This is a genomic window from Microvirga tunisiensis (genome assembly GCF_009296175.1).
Taxonomy (GTDB): Bacteria; Pseudomonadota; Alphaproteobacteria; order Rhizobiales; family Beijerinckiaceae; genus Microvirga; species Microvirga tunisiensis.
Map to the genome: position 1 here is coordinate 43,223 of NZ_VOSK01000014.1, position 19,082 is coordinate 62,304.

The 19,082-nt window shown below is 63.1% G+C and carries 17 protein-coding genes and 1 pseudogene; 12 read left to right on the forward strand and 6 right to left on the reverse strand.

Annotated elements, in window-relative coordinates:
• Positions 1–139 precede the first annotated feature (139 nt).
• Together FS320_RS47690 and FS320_RS06920 are read left to right on the forward strand one after the other, a co-directional pair.
• Positions 140–430, forward strand: a complete 291-nt coding sequence (locus FS320_RS47690; RefSeq protein ID WP_244627001.1) for a hypothetical protein — start codon at positions 140–142, stop codon at positions 428–430.
• 16 nt (positions 431–446) lie between these two features.
• Entirely contained in the window at positions 447–1,616 is a 1,170-nt protein-coding gene (locus tag FS320_RS06920) for an RtcB family protein (protein ID WP_338105393.1), read from the forward strand.
• Positions 1,617–1,640: 24 nt separating this feature from the next.
• On the opposite strand, the gene FS320_RS06925 is transcribed toward FS320_RS06920, so the two are convergent.
• The 3 genes from FS320_RS06925 to FS320_RS06935 all read right to left on the reverse strand — a co-directional run bounded on the left by FS320_RS06925 (position 1,641) and on the right by FS320_RS06935 (position 3,846).
• Complete coding sequence (locus FS320_RS06925; protein WP_152710355.1) at positions 1,641–2,072, reverse strand: hypothetical protein; 432 nt, start codon at positions 2,070–2,072, stop codon at positions 1,641–1,643.
• Between the two features lie 116 nt (positions 2,073–2,188).
• Complete coding sequence (locus FS320_RS06930; protein ID WP_152710356.1) at positions 2,189–2,956, reverse strand: sulfite exporter TauE/SafE family protein; 768 nt, start codon at positions 2,954–2,956, stop codon at positions 2,189–2,191.
• 173 nt (positions 2,957–3,129) lie between these two features.
• On the reverse strand, positions 3,130–3,846 hold the full coding sequence (locus FS320_RS06935) for a sigma-70 family RNA polymerase sigma factor (protein WP_152710357.1): 717 nt from the start codon (positions 3,844–3,846) through the stop codon (positions 3,130–3,132).
• 182 nt (positions 3,847–4,028) lie between these two features.
• Between FS320_RS06935 and xylB the strand changes: the two genes are divergently transcribed.
• From xylB to FS320_RS06975, 8 genes are all read left to right on the forward strand, one after another.
• Positions 4,029–5,498, forward strand: a complete 1,470-nt coding sequence (xylB, locus tag FS320_RS06940; protein WP_162003056.1) for a xylulokinase — start codon at positions 4,029–4,031, stop codon at positions 5,496–5,498.
• 265 nt (positions 5,499–5,763) lie between these two features.
• Complete coding sequence (locus FS320_RS06945; protein ID WP_152710358.1) at positions 5,764–7,293, forward strand: sugar ABC transporter ATP-binding protein; 1,530 nt, start codon at positions 5,764–5,766, stop codon at positions 7,291–7,293.
• Complete coding sequence (locus tag FS320_RS06950) at positions 7,290–8,321, forward strand: ABC transporter permease subunit (protein WP_244627002.1); 1,032 nt, start codon at positions 7,290–7,292, stop codon at positions 8,319–8,321. The genes FS320_RS06945 and FS320_RS06950 overlap by 4 nt, the downstream gene beginning before the upstream one ends.
• Before the next feature lie 118 nt (positions 8,322–8,439).
• Positions 8,440–9,375: an ABC transporter substrate-binding protein gene (locus tag FS320_RS06955; RefSeq protein WP_152710359.1), complete on the forward strand. Its 936-nt coding sequence runs from the start codon at positions 8,440–8,442 to the stop codon at positions 9,373–9,375.
• 77 nt (positions 9,376–9,452) lie between these two features.
• Complete coding sequence (locus tag FS320_RS06960) at positions 9,453–10,148, forward strand: L-ribulose-5-phosphate 4-epimerase (RefSeq protein WP_152710360.1); 696 nt, start codon at positions 9,453–9,455, stop codon at positions 10,146–10,148.
• 48 nt (positions 10,149–10,196) lie between these two features.
• Positions 10,197–11,798 carry a ribulokinase gene (locus FS320_RS06965; protein WP_152710361.1) on the forward strand — a complete coding sequence of 534 codons (1,602 nt, stop codon included), beginning with the start codon at positions 10,197–10,199 and terminating at the stop codon, positions 11,796–11,798.
• A 64-nt stretch (positions 11,799–11,862) separates the two neighbouring features.
• Positions 11,863–12,813, forward strand: a complete 951-nt coding sequence (locus FS320_RS06970) for a carbohydrate kinase family protein (protein WP_152710362.1) — start codon at positions 11,863–11,865, stop codon at positions 12,811–12,813.
• 17 nt (positions 12,814–12,830) lie between these two features.
• A complete protein-coding gene (locus FS320_RS06975) occupies positions 12,831–14,087 on the forward strand; it encodes an AGE family epimerase/isomerase (RefSeq protein WP_152710363.1) in 1,257 nt (418 codons plus the stop codon).
• Here FS320_RS06975 and FS320_RS06980 read toward each other — a convergent pair.
• Positions 14,078–15,013 carry a ribokinase gene (locus tag FS320_RS06980; protein WP_152710364.1) on the reverse strand — a complete coding sequence of 312 codons (936 nt, stop codon included), beginning with the start codon at positions 15,011–15,013 and terminating at the stop codon, positions 14,078–14,080. The genes FS320_RS06975 and FS320_RS06980 overlap by 10 nt on opposite strands.
• A 420-nt stretch (positions 15,014–15,433) precedes the next feature.
• On the opposite strand from FS320_RS06980, the gene FS320_RS06985 reads away from it, so the two are divergent.
• Entirely contained in the window at positions 15,434–16,168 is a 735-nt protein-coding gene (locus FS320_RS06985; protein WP_152710365.1) for a PhoH family protein, read from the forward strand.
• A 151-nt stretch (positions 16,169–16,319) separates the two neighbouring features.
• Here FS320_RS06985 and FS320_RS06990 read toward each other — a convergent pair whose 3' ends face one another.
• Positions 16,320–16,913 carry a cold shock domain-containing protein gene (locus FS320_RS06990; RefSeq protein ID WP_162003055.1) on the reverse strand — a complete coding sequence of 198 codons (594 nt, stop codon included), beginning with the start codon at positions 16,911–16,913 and terminating at the stop codon, positions 16,320–16,322.
• A gap of 224 nt (positions 16,914–17,137) precedes the next feature.
• A pseudogene (locus FS320_RS06995) lies at positions 17,138–17,971 on the reverse strand (zinc-binding metallopeptidase family protein); the annotation flags it as partial.
• A 306-nt stretch (positions 17,972–18,277) separates the two neighbouring features.
• Here FS320_RS06995 and FS320_RS07000 point away from each other — a divergent pair.
• Positions 18,278–19,082: recombinase family protein (locus tag FS320_RS07000; RefSeq protein ID WP_152710367.1), on the forward strand; the 805-nt coding region annotated here is incomplete at its 3' end.

Here is a 19,082-nt window from a genome sequence, read left to right on the forward strand (position 1 = left end):
GGAAGTCAAATTGACGGAAGGTAGCGGCTAATGCACCGGACCCGAATGTGGAGGCCACTTTTCCGCGCGAAGCCCAAGGAACCAGGCGCCCGCGCCGGCTTTGCCCTCGCAAGTGGGGTTCGATGCTGGAGGTCTTGCCATGAACAGGTCTGTCCGATGGTGCGGCATTGCCTTCCTCCTCATCGCGGCCTGCCCGGCCACCGCTCTCGACCAGCCCGTGGTCTGGCGCGACGAGGATACGGGCTGCGCCTATCTCCTCACCCCTCAGGGCGGCATCTCACCCCGGCATCGGCGGGATGGCACGCTGGACTGCCCTGAGGTGGCCGCGAGTACCGGCGTCGTCGAGAACATGGGCAGGGATATTGCGCGCGGTCTCGATGCCTTGCAGCGTGAGGTCGAACGCCTGCGCGAGCGATACAATCGTCCCTGATCTAAGGAGGACATTCGTGCCGACGAATACCCGCATCTACGGCGAGCACGACGAGAAAACCATCAGGCAGCTGGACCGCTGCATGCAGGTCGGGAGCGCCGCGAAGGGCGTGCTCTGCGCAGACGGGCATCTCGGCTATGCCCACCCCATCGGCGGCGTGATCGCCTATGAGGAGCATGTTTCCATCAGCGGCGTCGGGTTCGACATCGCCTGTGGGAACATGGCCGTTCGGCTCGATACCCGCTACGAGGATATCGCCGGCCAGGCAGGGCGCATCCTCTCCGATATCGGGCGTCACATCAGCTTCGGGATCGGGCAGAAGAACGCCGTGGCAGTCGATCACGAGCTGTTCGACTCGCCGCTCTGGGACGAAGCCGGTGTCAGGGACCTCAAGAAGCTGGCCTCGGGGCAACTCGGGACGGTCGGCTCCGGCAACCACTATGTGGACCTGTTCGAGGACGAGGAAGGATTCGTCTGGGTCGGGGTCCATTTCGGCTCCCGCGGCCTCGGCCACAAGATCACCACCCGGCACCTTGCTTCGGTCGGAGCGAAGGACGGCATGGAGGTCGACCCCGCCCTCGTCCATCAGGACAGCGAGGTTGGACGAAGCTACATTGCCGGAGTGAAGCTTGGCGGGCTCTATGCCTATGCCGGACGCGAATGGGTGGTCGAGCGCGTGCGCCAGATCGTCGGCGGTCGGGTGACAGATACGGTCCACAACCACCACAACTTCGTGTGGCGGGAGAAACACGGCGACAGGGAGTACTGGGTCGTCCGCAAAGGCGCGACGCCTGCATTTCCTGGACAGCGCGGTTTCGTCGGCGGCTCCATGGCAGACAATGCGGTGATCCTGCATGGGGTCGAGAGTTCGGAAAGTGCCGACAGTCTCTATTCCACGGTGCACGGCGCGGGCCGCCTCTTCGGTCGCATGGAGGCGAAGGGCAAGAAGAACAAGGCTGGCGAATGGACCCGCCCTCCCCGGTTCACCCGCGACGAAATGGACTCGTGGTTGCGCGAGAAAGGCGTTCTCCTGCGTGGCGGGGATGTGGACGAAAGCCCCATGGTCTACCGGCGCCTGGAGGATGTGCTCGCCTATCACAAGGGCACGATCAGGATCGAGCACACGCTGAAACCCTTTGCCGTGGCGATGGCAGGCCCTGGCGAGTTCGATCCCTACAAGGATTGATCCCCAACCAGGGCCGCGTGAGCGTTATCGAAACCAGCCGAAATAAAGAGCCCAGAGACCGGGAGACCGGATGCCACGCACCCGGCGGGCGGCCTCATCCGCACGCATCGCTTCACCGCCATGGCATGAGCACAGAACGATGTGAGCATCGTGCTCGGAAATCTCGAAGAAATCGACGGCATCCCCGAACCTGTCGCTGAGCAGCCCGGCCGTCCGGAGCACCGGATCGGAATAAGCTATCGTCAGGGCGGACCCGTCCGCACGCAAGGCGCGGCGCTGCGCCTTGGGCTTCCACTCGATTTCGTCCAGGGTCTTGAGGATGCGGTCAGGCTCCCGCTCCAGGAGCTCGACCCAACGGTCCAGGCGTTCCCGCTTCGACAGGACCGGCGCTGCGACTTCCTTTGGGCTCTTCAGGTCGGCGACGCTACTGAGTTCGGACAGAGGCCTGTGTTCCATGCTCCCCTCCTTGGCAGAAGAGCGGTTACGAGCACCCACCAGCTACAAGCTCAACCTTGAAACCGGTGCAAAAGTTCGAAGCCGGAGGTGTTGCGGACGCTGATATTTTAGGCAGGTCAGGCTGCGGCCAGAAGGCGAATGACGGCCGGAGCGCCAAGAGACACCCCGGATAAAAACAGGAGGATGAACACGACCCGACGCATGGTGGCGGGCGAAAGCGGCGGCGGCCATCGGCGTGCGGCATGGGTCGCGCCCATGACGACGGGAATGGCCAGAAGGCTGCTCAAAGTCGACCAAGAAGGCAGATCGCCTGAAAAGGTCACAAGACCGGTTCGGAAGACGGCATTCAGCGCGAAGACAGTCACCAGGGTTTCGCGCACCGTCACCAGCGGCATCGGCTGCCGGTAGAGGTGATAGACCAGCGGCGGCCCAGCAGTCGAGAACAGTCCGCCCATGAGGCCGGCAATGCTGCCGAAGAACAGAAACGAACCATCGCCGGATTTCCTGGCGAGCGGCTCCGGCTTCCGCGCGAGCTGAAGGCTCGAGACGATGATCACGAGACCGAGAATAAAGCGCAGAAGGTCGGCACGCGTGCCGGCAAGCCATTCCAGAAGCCAATAGCCGACAAAGAGCATGGGGACGCTGGTCAGCATCACGAGGCGGAATTCCCGCCACGCCACGTCCCGCCACCCCTTCAGGAGCATCTGAGTGGCATTCACGAAAGTGAGCACGCTCACGATCAAGGCCGCATCGGGAAGCGAGAGCAGACCTGTGAGACCGACACCGCCCATGGTGATCAGACCGAAGGCAAAGCCCGTCAGGGTCTGCGTATAGGCGGCGCCCCCTGTAAGAGCGAGAAACCCGATCAGTGCGACAAGCGACATGCCTCAAAGCGTCCTTCAGGCAGTCAGTTGCCCTGCGAAGTCCAGACGGCGTTTACGGCGCTGAACGTGGGCAACTGCGGCCGGAGAGCAGCAGCAAGGCTCCGGAACGAGAGAATGCTATGCGTCTGCCCATGGTGGTGGAGCCGACGCATAGCACGCGGTGAATGGATTTGTCAGGCAGTTGCCGAGTGGTCGTGCTCGACCCGGCTCGTGCCCATCAGTTCGGCGAGGCGGTTACGAGCGCGGTTGACGCGGCTCTTGATCGTCCCGACCTTCACGCCCAGTGCCTCTGCAGCGTCCTCGTAGGACATGCCTTCGGCACCGATGAGGATGATCGCCTCGCGCTGCTCCTGTGGCAGCTTTTCGAGTGCGGTCGAGAGATCCTGGAGCGCGAGCTTGTCCTCCTGGTCAGGGATGGCGATCATGCTGGCAGCATGGGTCCCATCTCCATCCTCGACCTCGCGGCTGGTCTTGCGGTGGGTGGAGTAAAAGCCATTGCGCAGAATGGTGAAGAGCCAGGCCTGCAGGTTCGTGCCGGATTCGAACGTGTCCTGCTTGGTGAGCGCCTTGAGCACGGTGTCCTGCACCAGGTCCTCGGCCTGATCGACCTTGCCGGTCAGGGAAAGCGCAAAGGCGCGCAGGTTCGGTAGCGCATCCATGACGCCGTTGATGAACTCTTGGTCGACCGGCTCCGTATGGGCACGGATGACCTGGGCCACGCGATCGGCAAGCCGTGCGAGATCACGTGGAAGCTTGTCCTCCGCGGGGTCGCCATAGAGGGCACGCAGTTGCTTTCCCAGATGAAGCCGCACGGCAGCGCTCAGCGCTGCTGCCGAGGAAGGCGCATCGGGACGGGTGAACTCGGACTGGTTTTCGGAATTCTGTGGCATGCCGAACTATTTGGTGCATGCCGCCGCCATTTAAATATCCGAGCGACATTTCGACCATGAGTTTTTTTCATGGCCACGCCTCTGGATTTAATCATCTGTATGCCTAAGCGGCGGGGCTGGGCTATATGCTCGTCCGAACATGAGGCCAAACCAAGGCCATCAACATTCAAGGAGCATGCGGCGTGCCTCATTATCTCGGTATCGATGTCGGCACTTCAGCGGTGAAAGCCATTCTCGTTGACGAGCGACAAACTGCGGTTGCAGAAGCGGACGTTCCGCTACAGGTCTCCCGCCCGCACGACCTGTGGTCGGAGCAGGATCCGGAGATCTGGTGGCAGGCGGTGCAATCCGCGCTCGATCAGCTGCGCACCCAGTCGCCTTCCGCGCTCGCCAATATCCGCGGCATTGGTCTCTCAGGCCAGATGCACGGTGCCGTGCTGCTCGACGAGAACGACCTCCCCCTTCGTCCCGCGATTCTCTGGAATGACGGCCGCTCTTTCCGGGAGGCGCAGGAGCTTGGAGCCAAGTACCCTGAACTCTCGCATGCCACGGGTGTCATCCCGATGCCCGGCTTCACCGCCCCGAAGCTGGTTTGGCTCGCACGGCATGAACCGGAAATCTTTCGCGCCGTGCGCAAGGTGATGCTGCCGAAGGATTACATCCGCCTCAAACTGACCGGCGAGATCGTGACCGAGATGTCCGATGCGGCCGGAACCTGGTGGCTGGATGAAGCCAAGCGCGATTGGTCTGACGAGGCGCTGGCTGCGACAGGCCTGACGCGCGACCACATGCCGAGCCTTGTCGAGGGCTCGCAAGCCTCCGGCACCCTGCGCGCCGACATCGCTCAACGATGGGGCCTGCGGAGCGACGTTGTCGTGGCGGGCGGCGCGGGAGATGCGGCGGCGGGCGCCGTCGGTCTCGGCGCCATCGAGGACGGGTCGGCTTTCATCTCGCTCGGCACCTCCGGCCAGCTTTTCGTCACCACGCAGGATTTCAGCCCGGCTCCGGAGGCAGTGGTGCATTCCTTCTGCCATGCGGTTCCCGGCCGGTGGTTCCAGATGGCGGCCATGCTGAACGGGGCAAGCTGTCTGGCCTGGGGCGCCCACCTCCTGAAACGGGACATCGACGAACTCCTGCGCGAAACCGAAGGGGCCTATCGAAAGCCGTCTTCCGTTCTCTTCCTGCCCTATCTCGCAGGAGAGCGGACGCCGCACAACGATCCTTATGCACGCGGTGTTTTCTTCGGGCTCTCGCCCCGGACGCAGCAGACGGATCTGGTGCAGGCCATCCTCGAAGGTGTGGCCTTCAGTTTCGCCGACGCGAAGCGGTGTCTCGAGCAGGCGGGCACGCCCCTCACTTATGCCGGCATGATCGGAGGCGGCTCGCGAAGCGTGTTCTGGGCCAGGATCTTCGCTAGCGTCCTGAACGTTCCGATGCTGCGCTATCAAGGCAGCGACAAGGGACCGGCCTTCGGCGCGGCCCGGCTGGCGCGCCTCGCCGCAACCGGCGAAGCCCCGGAAGCCGTATGCACCGCACCCAGCATTATCGAGACCATCGAACCCCAGCCGCAGCTCGTGGAGCTATACGGCCCGCGGATCGAGGCCTTCCGCAGTCTGTATCGCGCCTTGAAGCCGGAATTCATGCGTTCCTGAACAGAGCTGGATGAGGCGCCATTCTCATAATTGAAATAGTGTATCTACTAGTGTCCGGCATTTTGGCGCGTACGATAGCCCATGCGGATGAAAAGTTGTGGGCTGTCGTCCACGAACAAAAAGGAGGGATTGAAACGCAATTTAATTGAAGCATTTAGGGCAGTCACAATCCCTTCTGATCCGGTCCGACTTTTGGCATGATAGAGTCTTCAGAATTCGAGGCTGAAAACTGCCGTTCCAATAAAGCGCCTTTAGGGAAACGCCAATGACAGGATCCACCCCGATCCTTGAAATGAAGGACATTTCCAAGTCGTTTCCGGGCGTCAAGGCGCTCACGAACGTCTCTCTCACCGTCTACCCCGGCGAAATCCATGCGTTGATGGGCGAAAATGGTGCCGGCAAGTCGACGCTGATGAAGATCCTGTCCGGAGCCTACCAAGCCGATCCGGGTGGCGAGATCCGTATCAGCGGGCAGCCTGTCACCATTGACGGACCGTTGACAGCCCGTCACCACGGCATTTCGATCATCTATCAGGAGCTCTCCCTCGCCCCCAATCTGACGGTGGCGGAGAACATGCTTCTCGGGCGTGAGCACAAGTCGGGCCCGATGGTCGACCGGCGCTCCATGGAGAAGGCCTGCCAGACGGTTCTCGAGCGGCTCGGGGTTCACTTCAAGGCCACGACCAAGGTCAGCGAATTGTCGATGGCCGAGCGGCAGCTCGTGGAGATCGCCCGAGCCCTCATTGCGAATTCCCGCATCCTGGTCATGGACGAGCCCACGACCTCTCTCTCCTCCCGCGAGACGGAGGCAATGTTCGCGCTGGTCCGGCAGCTTCGGGCCGAAGGACTTGCGATCATCTATATCAGTCACCGTATGGCGGAGATCTACGAACTGGCCGAGCGGGTCTCGGTACTCCGGGACGGCTCCTATGTCGGCACCCTCGTCGGCGACGAAATCTCGGCGGAACGCCTGGTGCAGATGATGGTCGGCCGCGACCTGTCGTCCTTCTACAAGAAGGAGCACGACGCCCATCAGAGCCGCGGGCCGGTGATGTTTGCCGTTCGCAACATGGGCGATGGCATTCGCGTGCACGATTGCTCCTTCGAGCTGCATGAGGGCGAGGTTCTTGGCATCGCTGGTCTCGTCGGAGCAGGGCGTACCGAACTCGCGCGCCTCGTCTACGGAGCCGATCCGCGCACCAGCGGCGAGGTTTTCCTTGGGGGCAAACGCCTCTCGATCCACAGGCCCGAGGACGCCATCAGTTCCGGCGTCGTCTATCTGACCGAGGATCGCAAGCATCTCGGCCTCTTCCTTGATCTGACCGTCCGCGAGAACGTGAACATCAGCGTTCTGAATCGGGACGCCCGCCCAGGTGGCGTCCTCAACCTGAAAGCCGCTAAGCAGAGAGCGGCTGCAGCAATCCGGGCGCTCGGCATTCGCGTAGCGGGCGACGTGGTGCCCGTCGGCAGCCTGTCCGGCGGCAACCAGCAGAAGGTTCTGCTCTCGCGCCTGCTCGAAACCAAGCCGAGGGTGCTGATCCTCGACGAGCCGACCCGCGGCGTCGACATAGGGGCCAAGTCGGAGATCTACCGCTTGATCGATAGCCTCGCCCGCAATGGCGTCGGCGTGATCGTGATCTCCAGCGAGCTGCCGGAAGTCGTCGGCATCTGCGACCGCGTGCTCGTGATGCGGGAGGGTCGGCTTGCCGGCGAGGTGGGCGGAGCCGGTCACCCGCCCATGACACAGGAAAACATCATCACCATTGCGACAGGCGTAAGGGAAGCGGCCGAATGACACCCCCGAATGAGACCAGCGCATCCGTGCAAGTAACCGGAGCCAAGGGCGCCGATGCGGCGTCTCAAAGCCTGCAGCGCCGCCTTGCCTGGCGCTCGACCCTGCAGGCCATCGGCATGCTGCCGGTGCTCATCATCCTCGGCGTCGTGTTCGAGCTCATGTCGGGCCGGTTCCTGAGCTTCCAGAACCTCTCGATCGTGATGCAGCAGGCCTCGATCAACACCGTGCTTGCGGCCGGCATGACGTTCGTCATCCTCACCGGCGGCATCGACCTGTCGGTCGGCTCGATCCTGGCCGCCGCCGCCATGGTGGCGATCCTAGGATCCCTGATTCCTGAATGGGGCATGCTGGGCATTCCGGCCGCCCTGCTGGCGGGCCTGGGCCTCGGCCTCGTGAACGGCGCGCTCATCGCCTTCGCGAAGCTGCCACCCTTCATCGTCACTCTAGGATCGTTGACCGCCGTGCGCGGCCTCGCGCGCCTGCTCGGTGGCGACACGACCCAGTTCAATCCGCAGCTTCCCTTCGCCTTCATCGGCAACGGCACCCTGTTTGGCCTGCCCTGGCTGGTGTGGATTGCCTTCGCGGTGGTGATCATCTCCTGGTTCATCCTCCGAAGAACGGTCCTGGGCGTTCATATCTACGCGGTCGGCGGCAATCCGGATGCGGCGCGGCTCACCGGCATCAAGGTCTGGGCCGTGCTGCTGTTCGTCTATGCCTTCTCGGGCCTCGCGGCAGGCCTCGGCGGCGTCATGTCGGCGGCGCGCCTGTTCGCCGCGAACGGATTGCAGCTCGGTCAATCCTACGAGCTAGACGCCATCGCGGCCGTCATTCTCGGCGGCACCAGCTTCGTCGGCGGCATCGGGTCGATCTGGGGCACGCTGATCGGCGCGCTGATCATCGCCATTCTGACGAACGGCCTCATTCTGGTGGGCGTCTCCGACATCTGGCAGTTCATCATCAAAGGGCTCGTGATCATCGGGGCCGTGGCGCTCGACCGCTACCGCCTGAAGGGATCGGCGCGCACCTGACACGAAATACCGGCGCCCGGCTCGGGCGCTCGTATCTGCGATTGCCCGGTGGCCAGCACAAGCTCTGGGAATCGTGAGGCAATAAGACACCTGCAATGAAGATCCTGGAGGAACCTCTATGACACTGTCTCGTCTCTCTCTCGGCCTAGCCCTCGCTGCGGTTCTGGCAGCCCCGGCTTACGCCAAGGACGTCAAGAACGTCGGCATCTCGGTCGGCCTACTCGGCAATCCGTTCTTCGTCGCCACCATCAAGGGCATCGAGGCCAAGGCGAAGGAGGTCACTCCCGGCGCCAGGATCACATCCGTGTCGGCGGATTACGATCTGAACAAGCAGTTCACGCAAATGGACAACTTCACGGCAGCCGGCACCGACATTGTGATGATCAACGCGGTGGACCCGAAGGCCATCGAGCCGTCCGTCAAGCGCGCTCAGGCAGGCGGCATGGTCGTGGCCGCTTTCGACGTGGCTGCCGCGGGAGCGGACGTGACGGTGATGACGGACAACGTCAAAGCCGGCGAGCTCGCCTGCCAGTACATCGCTGACCACCTCAAGGGTAAGGGCGACGTCCTCATCGTGAACGGTCCGCAGGTCTCATCGATTACGGACCGTGTGAAGGGCTGCAAGAACGTCTTCTCCAAGTTCCCGGACATCAAGGTTCTTTCAGACAACCAGGACGCCAAGGGCTCACGTGAAGGCGGCTTCGCCGTCGGCCAGAGCCTGCTGACCCGCTTCCCGAAGATCGATGCCGTCTTCGCGATCAACGATCCCACCGCCATCGGCGTCAACCTGGCCGCCAAGCAGCTCAACCGCAACGAGTTCATCATCACGGCGGTCGACGGTGCTCCGGATATCGAAACCGAGCTGAAATCGGGCAACTCCCTGATCAAGGCCTCCGCCTCCCAGGACCCGTACGTCATGGCCGCTCAGTCCTATGAGCTCGCGGTCGGTATCGTGAATGGCAAGAAGCCCGAGAAGAACGTCATTCTCCTTGAGCCGAAGCTGATCACGGCCGACAACATCAAGGATTACAAGGGCTGGCAGGCAGTCCGCTGATCTGATTTGACATCCGGCGGCCATGGCGGGAGCTGTGGCCGCCGTTTTCCATTCACGGGCCATCAGGAGGCGCCCCGATGTTGAAGCAGCTGCGCGAGCAGGTTCTGGAAGCCAATCTGGAAGTGGTGCGCCGCGGGCTCGTGCTTTACACCTTCGGCAATGTCAGCGGCATCAGCCGCGAGGACAATCTCGTCGTCATCAAGCCGAGCGGCGTGCCTTATGAGCGCATGAAGGCAGACGACCTCGTGATCACGGATCTCGACGGCAAGATCGTCTGGGGCGAGCTGCGCCCCTCCTCCGATCTCGACACCCATATCCACCTGTACAAGTCCTTCCCGGACATTGGGGGTGTCGTGCACACGCACTCGGAACACGCCACCGCCTGGGCCCAGGCCTGCCGTTCGATCCCAGCCTTGGGCACGACCCATGCCGATTATTTCTACGGCCCGGTTCCGATCACCCGCGAGCTGACCGCCGACGAGATCAAGAACGATTACGTCCGTGCGACAGGTGTCGCCATCACGGACGCCTTCGGCAACCGCGATCCCATGGAGGTGCCGGCAGCCCTGGTCGCCGGGCACGGTCCCTTCGCCTGGGGCAGGACGCCGGACGACGCCGTTCACAACGCCGTCGTGCTCGAAGCGGTGGCCCGCATGGCGATGTACACGTTTTCTCTGCAGCCGAACGCGCGGGGCGTATCTCAGGCGCTTCTCGACCGGCATTATTTTCGCAAGCACGGTGCGACGGCGACCTATGGCCAGGCCGAGAAGTAGCGCCCCTTCCCTTTTTCGACCGCATACGCCCCTTATTGGGAGACACAGATGGCCGTTGTAGCAGGTGTCGATTTTGGCACCCTGAGCGTACGGGTCACCCTCGTCGATGATCGCAAGGGCCCGCTCGGCCTTGCCACGGCGGAGTACCCGCTTCACCGCAAGCGCGAAAATCCCGACCATGCCACCCAGGCACATGCCGACCACATGGATGCCCTGGCACGCGCCATGCGCGGTGCCCTGGATTCGGCGGGTGTGAAGGGTGAGGACGTCGCGGCGCTCGCCATCGACACGACCGGGTCCAGCGTCGTCATGGTCGGCGAAGGTCTTGAGCCGCTCGACGAGTATTACCTCTGGTGCGACCACCGGGCGAAATCCGAAGCCGAAGAGATCACCCGGCTCGCACACCAGGAAGGTCTCGAAGCGATCCAGTGGTGCGGCGGCGTCTACTCGCACGAATGGGGCTTCTCCAAGCTGCTGCACTGGCTGCGCCACAATCCTGACAAGCGCGACAGGCTCGTGACGGCTCTCGAGCATTGCGACATGGTTGCAGCGACCCTCACGGGCGTCACCGATCCGCGGCGTTTGAAGCGCAGCATCTGCGCCATGGGGCACAAGTGGATGTGGAACCCGCGCTGGGGCGGCCTGCCCCCGCAGGAATTCCTGTCCAAGGTCGATTCACTCTTCGACGGCATCCGCGAGAAGCTCGCGGGCGAGTACGTCACCTCCGATGTCGTCGCAGGCCACCTCACCCCCTATTGGGCGAAGCGGCTCGGCCTGAAAGCCGGTATCCCGATCCCGGTCGGCGCATTCGACGCCCATTGGGATGCTGTCGGCGCAGGCTGCCGCGTCGGCGATGTGGTGAACGTGGTTGGGACCTCCACCTGCATCATCGCTATGGCTGAGGACACCAGCCTGATCCAGGGCGTGTGCGGTGTCGTGCCCGGCAGCGTCGATCCCAGGCTCGTGGGCATCGAAGCGGGCTTGTCGGCTACCGGCGATATCTTCGAGGCGATTGCGCGGCGCGCCAACACCAACGTCAAGGAACTCTCGAAAGGCCTGGAGCGGTACCGCGCCGGCCAGACCGGCCTCCTGCGTCTGACCTGGGATAACGGCGACCGCACGGTTCTCGTGAAAGCGGATCTCGGTGGCATCACGCTCGGCTGGAACCTGCTGCACACGGCACAGGACGAGCTGTTCGCCGCTATCGAAGGCACCGCCTTCCACACGCGCATCATTCTCGAGCGCATGGCTGAGGGCGGCGTGCCGGTAGAACGGGTCATCAACGCGGGCGGCATCCCGCAGCACAATGCGGTTCTGAACCAAGTTTATGCCAATGTGCTCGGTCGGCCCGTATTGGTGCCGAACGGCATCCCGACGGGCCTCGGCTCCAGCATCTTCGCGAGCCTCGCCGCCGGATCCCATCCGGATCTCGACAGCGCTCAAGGAGCGATCTGCCTGCCCTTCCGCACTTTCGAGCCGGATCCGAAGGCACACGCTGTTTATGAGCAGCTCTTCGCCCATTACAGGACGCTCTATTTCGGTTTCGGCGGTGTCTCTGGACCCGTCTCCCTGGATCATATATTGCGCGACCTTAAACGGATCGCGGCTCTTCCCTCGGGGCCGGTTCCGCCCGATGCCATGCCCGAGTGATCTCGAGCGGGCCAGCCGGTCGGGTGTCCACGAGTGTCATTGAGGTTTAGTCAGGAGGCTTTTGATGATCCTGGTCTGTGGTGAAGCCCTGATCGACCTCTTTATCGGAGCATCGGCCCCGGCCGGCTTTCCGGCGGAGGCCGTGGCAGGCGGCTCGCCCTTCAATGTCGCCATCGGAATCGGCCGCCTCGGTCGGCCCTCGGCCTTCCTGTCCACCCTGTCGGACGACGTATTCGGCACCTTCCTGGCGGAGAAACTGGCCGAATCCGGCGTGAGCCCGGCCTATATCCAGCGCTGTCCGAACTACACCACCCTCAGCGTGGTCGCCACGAACGCTTCGGGGCAGCCGCAGTATTCCTTCTATGCTCCGAACAGTGCGGACCGCGCTCTCACGGCCGAGGCGCTCCCTGCCCGATTGCCTCCTGACGTGAATGCCATTGCCGCTGGGTCCTATGCGCTTGGGGTTGAGCCCATCGCGAGCGCTATCGAAACCCTCCTCCGCCGCGAGGCCGGAGCGCGCGTGATCTCGCTTGATCCCAATGTCCGACCGCGCGTCGTGGGCGACCTGAGGGCCTATCGCGAGCGCTTCGAAGGCCTGCTCGCCCATGCAGACATCGTGAAGGCGAGCGACGAGGACATTGAGCTTCTCTACGCTACCCACGACCTCGCATCGGCCGCCCGCGCCTGGCTCCAACGCGGCCCGAAGCTCGTCATTGTAACGCGTGGCGAGAAGGGCCCGCTGGCGGCCTTTGGCGATCAGATCCTGGAGCGCCCCGCTCCCCAGATCGAGGTGGTGGATACGGTCGGCGCGGGCGACACCTTCCATGCCGGGCTTCTCTCCTGGTTCGATGCCAATAACCTGCTCTCGCCCGAAGGAATCGCCGAATTGACCGAGGCGCAGGTCACGGCAGCTCTCGATTTTGCAGCCGCCGCAGCCGCCATTGTCTGCACGCGTCGCGGCGCCAATCCGCCCTCATGGGCCGAAGCCGAACAATTCATCGCGGCACGCGCCTGATCACAACGGATCTTGTCATGACGATATCCCAGCCTGTCCTCCCTCCGCTCGGCCCGAACTGGCGCTCGAATCGCTTTCATCGGCAATGGCTGCTCGATCAGGCCAACAACCTCTTCGATTTCTTCCAGCACGGCATCATCGATCCGGCTGGCGGCTTCTTCGATCTCGACGATGCGGGGCAGCCCATCGAGACCGCCAACCCAGTCCGCCAAATCCATAACACCACTCGGATGGTGCATTGCTTTGCCATCGGCACCCTGCTCGGCCGGCCCGGATGCGATGCGATCGTCGATCACGGCATGAACTATCTCTGGAACGCGCACCGCGATGCCCAGAACGGCGGCTATGTCTGGTCGCTGGACAACAATGGACCGAAGGACGACACCAAGCAGGCCTATGGGCATGCCTTCGTGCTGCTCGCCGCCTCCAGCGCGAAGGTGGTGGGGCATCCTTTCGCGGACCGCCTCATCGAGGACATCACGCAGGTTCTGGAGGAGCGCTTCTGGGAGGAGCAGCACGGGGCCGTGACCGAGGAGTTCTCCCGCGACTGGCAGCCCCTGAGCCAATATCGCGGCCAGAATTCCAATATGCACCTGACGGAATCGCTCATGGCCGCCTTCGAGGCCACGGGCGCCAAAGCCTATCTCGACAAGGCCGAGCGGATCGCCAGCCTCATCATCGGACGTCACGCCGCCGCTCTCGGCTACCGCGTGGCCGAGCACTTCCATGCCGACTGGAGCCTCGACGAGGAGTATCGTGGCTACGACGTGTTTCGCCCTTACGGCACCACGCCGGGCCACTGGCTCGAATGGGCGCGCCTCGTGCTCCAGCTCTGGGCGCTCGGCGGCAAGCGTCATGCCTGGATGCCGGAGGCGGCCCGTGAACTCTTCCGGCAATCCATCGAACTCGGATGGGACAAGGACAAGGGCGGCTTCTTCTACGCCCTGGACTGGGACGATAAGCCGAGGCTGCCCCACAAGCTCTGGTGGCCCTGTGCCGAGGCCATCGGCGCCGCGGCTTTCCTGGGCGATCACAGCCCGAGCGAATACCACGAGCAATGGTACCGCATTCTCTGGGGTTTTGCGGACCGCTACCTCATAGACCACCGCAATGGCGGATGGCGGCCGGAGCTCACAGAGGACCTGAAGCCGGGCACAAGCCTGTTCACAGGCAAGCCCGATCTTTATCACGCGCTGCAGGCCTGCCTGATTCCGCTCTTTCCCACGACCGGCAGCCTGACCAAGGTCATCCCGGAAAACAGCGCTCAGGCCTGAGCGAGGTAAAGCTCCAGAGCCTCCCTCTGGGGCATACCCGCCTGGGCACCTGCCGTGAGGCAAGACAAGGATGCGGCGGCACAAGCCAATTCCATGGCTCGCCCGGTCTCCAACCCTTCGGCGAGCCCGTTGGCGAGGACGCCTACGAAGGTGTCGCCAGCGCCGGTCGTGTCGACCGGTGTGATTGCGCGCGCCATCGCATGGATCTGGGTACCATCCGGCGCGATGGCGTAGGCGCCGCGAGATCCTGCCGTCACGATGCAGGAGGGACCGAACAAGCGGGAAATCGCTGATCCCGCCTTGAGGTAGTGGTCGCCGGAGGGCTCGCCCACGATATCGGCGATGGCAAGGGCCTCGTGCTCGTTGACGACGAGCACATCGGTCACGGCCAGGAGTTCGGCCATGGCGGAGCGCTCCTTGACGGCCGGCACCGGCGCGAAATTCCACACGACTTTCACTCCGGCCCGGCGTGCTCGAGCGGCGACCTCCAGGTTGTCCGCAATCGGCACCTCCATCTGGAGCACCAGGACGGAAGCCTTCGACAGGAGGCTCTCGGGAAGGTCCGCCGAGCGCAGTGCCATGTTCGCTCCGCTGGCGACCGTGATGGCGTTCTCGCCCGTCTCGTCCACGGCGATGAAGGCGCAACCGGTGGGCTCGTCGGTGACCCGGATTGCGGTGACGCCGACCCCGTTTTCTTCGAGGTTCTTGAGGCAGGCCATTCCGAAAGGATCGTTGCCGATAGCCCCCGCCATCGCCACCCGTACGGCTCCGTCGCGGCTGACCCGTGCCGCTGCGACGGCCTGATTGGCTCCCTTGCCGCCGAAGAAGCTGTCGGCCCGCCGCGACAGGACGGTCTCGCCCGGACGGGCGATCCGCTGCACCCTTGCGATGAGATCCATGTTGATGGAGCCAAAGATGACGATCATGCCGCAATGCCTTTTTTTGAGGCGCCCTCCTTACCACTCGGCAATCACGATTGGCGAGGGCCTACACTGTGGGCGCGCTCTCGGAGACACGCCATTTGAGCCATCCACAGCTATTTCTCCCCTCGCTGCCACAGAGGGATTATGCCCTGGAACCAAGCAGGCTGCCTCAACATTTGACTCGCAGGTAGGCGTAGCAGCGGTAAACTGTCATCAGAATCAAAGATAGTTTGCCACTGGCAGATTGAAGAACAGGCTTTGATGGGCAGGCAGGCTGATCCGCACCTTCTGGATCGCGGAAATCCACCGCCCGCAACGACTCGCTCTCGCATCCACCCTTCTCTTGGAAGTTTCTCCCCCAGACGCCTCTGCGCGGCGCCTGGATAGGTCTCTGTGCGCAGTTTCAAAAACCGGAGTTGGTCATTGAGCAAGCATCATGAGAAGCAGAGACGCAAGACCCGCCGCACCGTTGAAACTGCGCAGGTCTTCGACCTCACCGGATCCAAGTTCCAGGCTGAGCGCAGCCTCCCTCCCATCAAGCCGCTCAATGCAACGCAGGATGATTATCTCGACGCTTTGAAGAACGGTACCCAGGTCGTGGTCCTTGGACCCGCCGGTACGGGCAAGACCTGGATCGCAGCGACCCACGCCGCAGATCTGTTCCGCCAGCGTCGCATCCGCAAGATCATTCTCACCCGTCCCAATGTTCCCAGCGGCCGTTCCCTCGGCTTCTTCCCAGGCAGTCTCGAGGAGAAATTCGGCCCCTGGGCCGCGCCGGTTATCGAGGCCATCAAGGAACGGATCGGTGCGGCGGCTTACGAGATCGCGGTCAAGAACGGCGATATCGAGATGGTGCCCTTCGAGGTGATGCGCGGGCGATCCTGGCGCGACGCCTTCATCCTCCTGGACGAAGCGCAGAATGCCACCCCGGCCGAAATGAAAACTTTCCTCACGCGCATTGGGGAGGATTGCACAGTCGTGATCAACGGGGATGTGAGCCAGTGCGATCTGCGCGAGACATCGGGTCTGCGTACCGTCATTCACCTGATCAAGTCGCAGATGCTCCCCGTTCCGATCATCGAGTTCACCCTCAATGAGATCGTGCGGTCCGGCGTCTGCGAGATGTGGGTGCGGGCGTTCGAAGAGGTCCACTGCTGAAAAATCTGACCCAAAAGTGGACGGCACTTTTGGGTCAGGCGTTCACTTCTTCAAATGATACGTCGTTTGACACGCGAAAACCGGGTCCACTTCTCCGCAGGAAACGCGGCCGTGGACCCGGATCAATTCACGAATAGAAAGCCCAAATGCCTTAGGCGAGCTCGATGGCGCCGACTTCAGGGCCTTTGCGCCCCTCGACGATGGCTACCCGGACCGCCTGGCCCTGCTCGAGTTGGCTGAGGCCTGCGCGCTCCACGACGGAGATATGCAGGAACAGGTCCTTGCTCTCACCCTCGACGGACACGAAGCCGTAGCCTTTCACGGAGTCGAACCACTTGACGGTGGCCGGCACTTCCGGCGGACCGCTGACCGGACGTGGGCTTGGGCCGCCACTCGGACGACCAAACCCGCCACCAGACTGGCCCTGACCCTGACCGCCCGAACGCATAGGCCGCGGCGGACGAGCGCCACGCGGTGGCTCGGGTTCGGCCGTGCTGGCGTCGACGCTGACGATTTCCTGGACCTGCGGGCCTTTCTGGCCCGCACCGACCTTGATGACCAGGGTCGTGCCGGATTCGAGCGCGGAATAGCCCGCTGCCTCGACCTGCCGCACGTGCAGGAAGGCCTCTCCCGATCCGTCGGTCATCTCGACGAAGCCGAAGCCCTTCTCAGGATTGAACCATTTTACCCTTGCTTCAGTGTCGGGTCCCGAGGCTGGAGCGCCATAGGATGTCTGCTGCCGCACGGGCCGTTCGTAAGATGTTGGAGGAGCGAAATCGCCCCAGTGATCTTCGGGTTGACCGCCAAATTGACGTCGGCGATCACGGTGATCATTTCCCCGGCCCATCAGGACTGCCTTCTAAAGTCTCAAGTTTCGTAAACGCTATAGGCGTAACGCCCCCAACCGCTGAGGGCAAGAAGATTACTACTCATACCTAGTCAATTCACGCAAGGTCCCAAAAGGACGAGTTATGCGGATTGTGGGGCGCCTATGCGAGAATTCAGCCCCCCAATCACGGCTTTCAGGACGTGATGGCTCTCAACCTCCCCCTGCCGGCGCCCGCTCCAGGCATGGACGCGCTCATGGATGAAGGCCAGTTTGGCGATGACGGCGGGGGCGAGCACGAAAGGATACAGGTCGGGTTGTCCCATGCTGCGGTTCAGGGAGTTGACGGCGAAGGTCAGGGGAAGCCAAGCCGTGATCAGCCGATTCAAAGCCGCCTCCTGGTGCGGATCGAAGTCGATTTCGGTTGCCAGTTCCGGACCCCGGCTGATCCTGGGGCGCACCTTCATTCCGAAGGCGTTGGCCGTCTCCAGAGTATCGACGATATGGAGATAGTGAGCCCAGGTCTCGGCAAAATCTTCCCACGGATGGAAGGCGGCATAGGCACTCACGAATTCGTCCTGCCAATTTTCCTTCGGTCCATTGGCATAATGAGCCTGCAGGGCTTCACCGTAATCCTGCCGCTCGTCCCCAAAGATCTGGCGGAAGCGCTCCAGGCTCGGATCGTTGCGCACCAGCACGTTCCAGAAATAGTGACCGATCTCGTGGCGGAAGTGGCCGAGGAGTGTCCGGTATGGCTCCGCCATGCTGTGGCGCCGACGCTCCCGCTCGGCGTCGTCCGCCTCGGCGATGTTGATGGTGATCAGGCCGTTATCGTGGCCGGTCAGGATCGAGGGACCATTGGGAGAATTCTCGGCGGAATCGGCCAGAAAGTCGAAGGCCAACCCTTGCGGGTCCTCGGCACGCGTCGCCAGCGGCAGCTCGAGCTTCAGCAAGGTATAGAAGAGCCGCCGCTTGGCGGTGGCGTGTTAGACAATGGTGCAAGGTTTGCGATCAGCTTTGTCCATACGATCGCCCGCGAGGCTCTACGCCATCGCTCGACAGGTCCAACATTAAAGCCTCAGCCGGTCGATGAACCCGGCGAAGGATGAGGACCGCCATGGCCAAGCTTTGCAAGCGGCGCCACCCCTTGCGCCTTGAGGTCGGCTTCGAGGTCAGACGGGGCAGTCAGGACGTCTTGGGACGCACTTACGAGCGCCTTCTGCCCCTGCACAGCTGTTCGCTGCCATCAAGGGCACAGGCCGCTATTTCCGAGGGAGCATGCGATGAGAACTCCGCACCTGAGAGCCGTTTCGGCCCCACAGCCCCTGCAAGTCGCTCTCTACGCCCGCGTCTCCTCCGACCAGCAGGCTGAGCATCACACCATCGACAGCCAATTGGCGGAGCTGACCACACGGGCGCAACAGGATGGCCATTGCATTCGGGATGATCTGCGCTTCATCGACAACGGCCACAGCGGCGCCAGCTTGATCCGTCCGGCACTGGAGCGTCTGCGGGACTTGGTGGCCCTGTCAGCGATCGATCTCGTCTACATCCTGTCCCCAGACCGCATCGCCCGCAGCTACGCGCATCAGGTTCTGCTGCTCGAAGAATTTACCCAAGCCGGCACGCAGGTGGTCTTCGTCAATCACCCGATCGGGACTACGCCCGAGGACAGTTTGCTGCTGCAATTACAGGGCATGTTCGCCGAGTACGAAAGAGCCAAGGTGCTGGAACGCAGCCGGCGCGGCAAGCGCCACCGCGCCCAAACCGGGGCCGTCAGTGTCCTGTCCCGGGCGCCCTTCGGCTACCGCTACATCACGCGTGAGGCTGGCGGGGGAGACGCACGCTATGAGATCGACGAGGAGGCCGCCCGGATTGTGCGCCAGATCTTCACTTGGGTCGGGCACGAGCGCTTGACGCTGGCCGGGGTCTGCCGGCGCCTGCACGACAGCGGGATTCCGAGTCCGACTGGGCGGCTCCACTGGAGCCGGGCGATGATCCATAGCATGCTGCTCAACCCCGCCTATGCGGGACAGGCGCTTTATGGTCGCCGCCAGAGCGTGCCATGGCGGCCGCCGCTGCATCCGC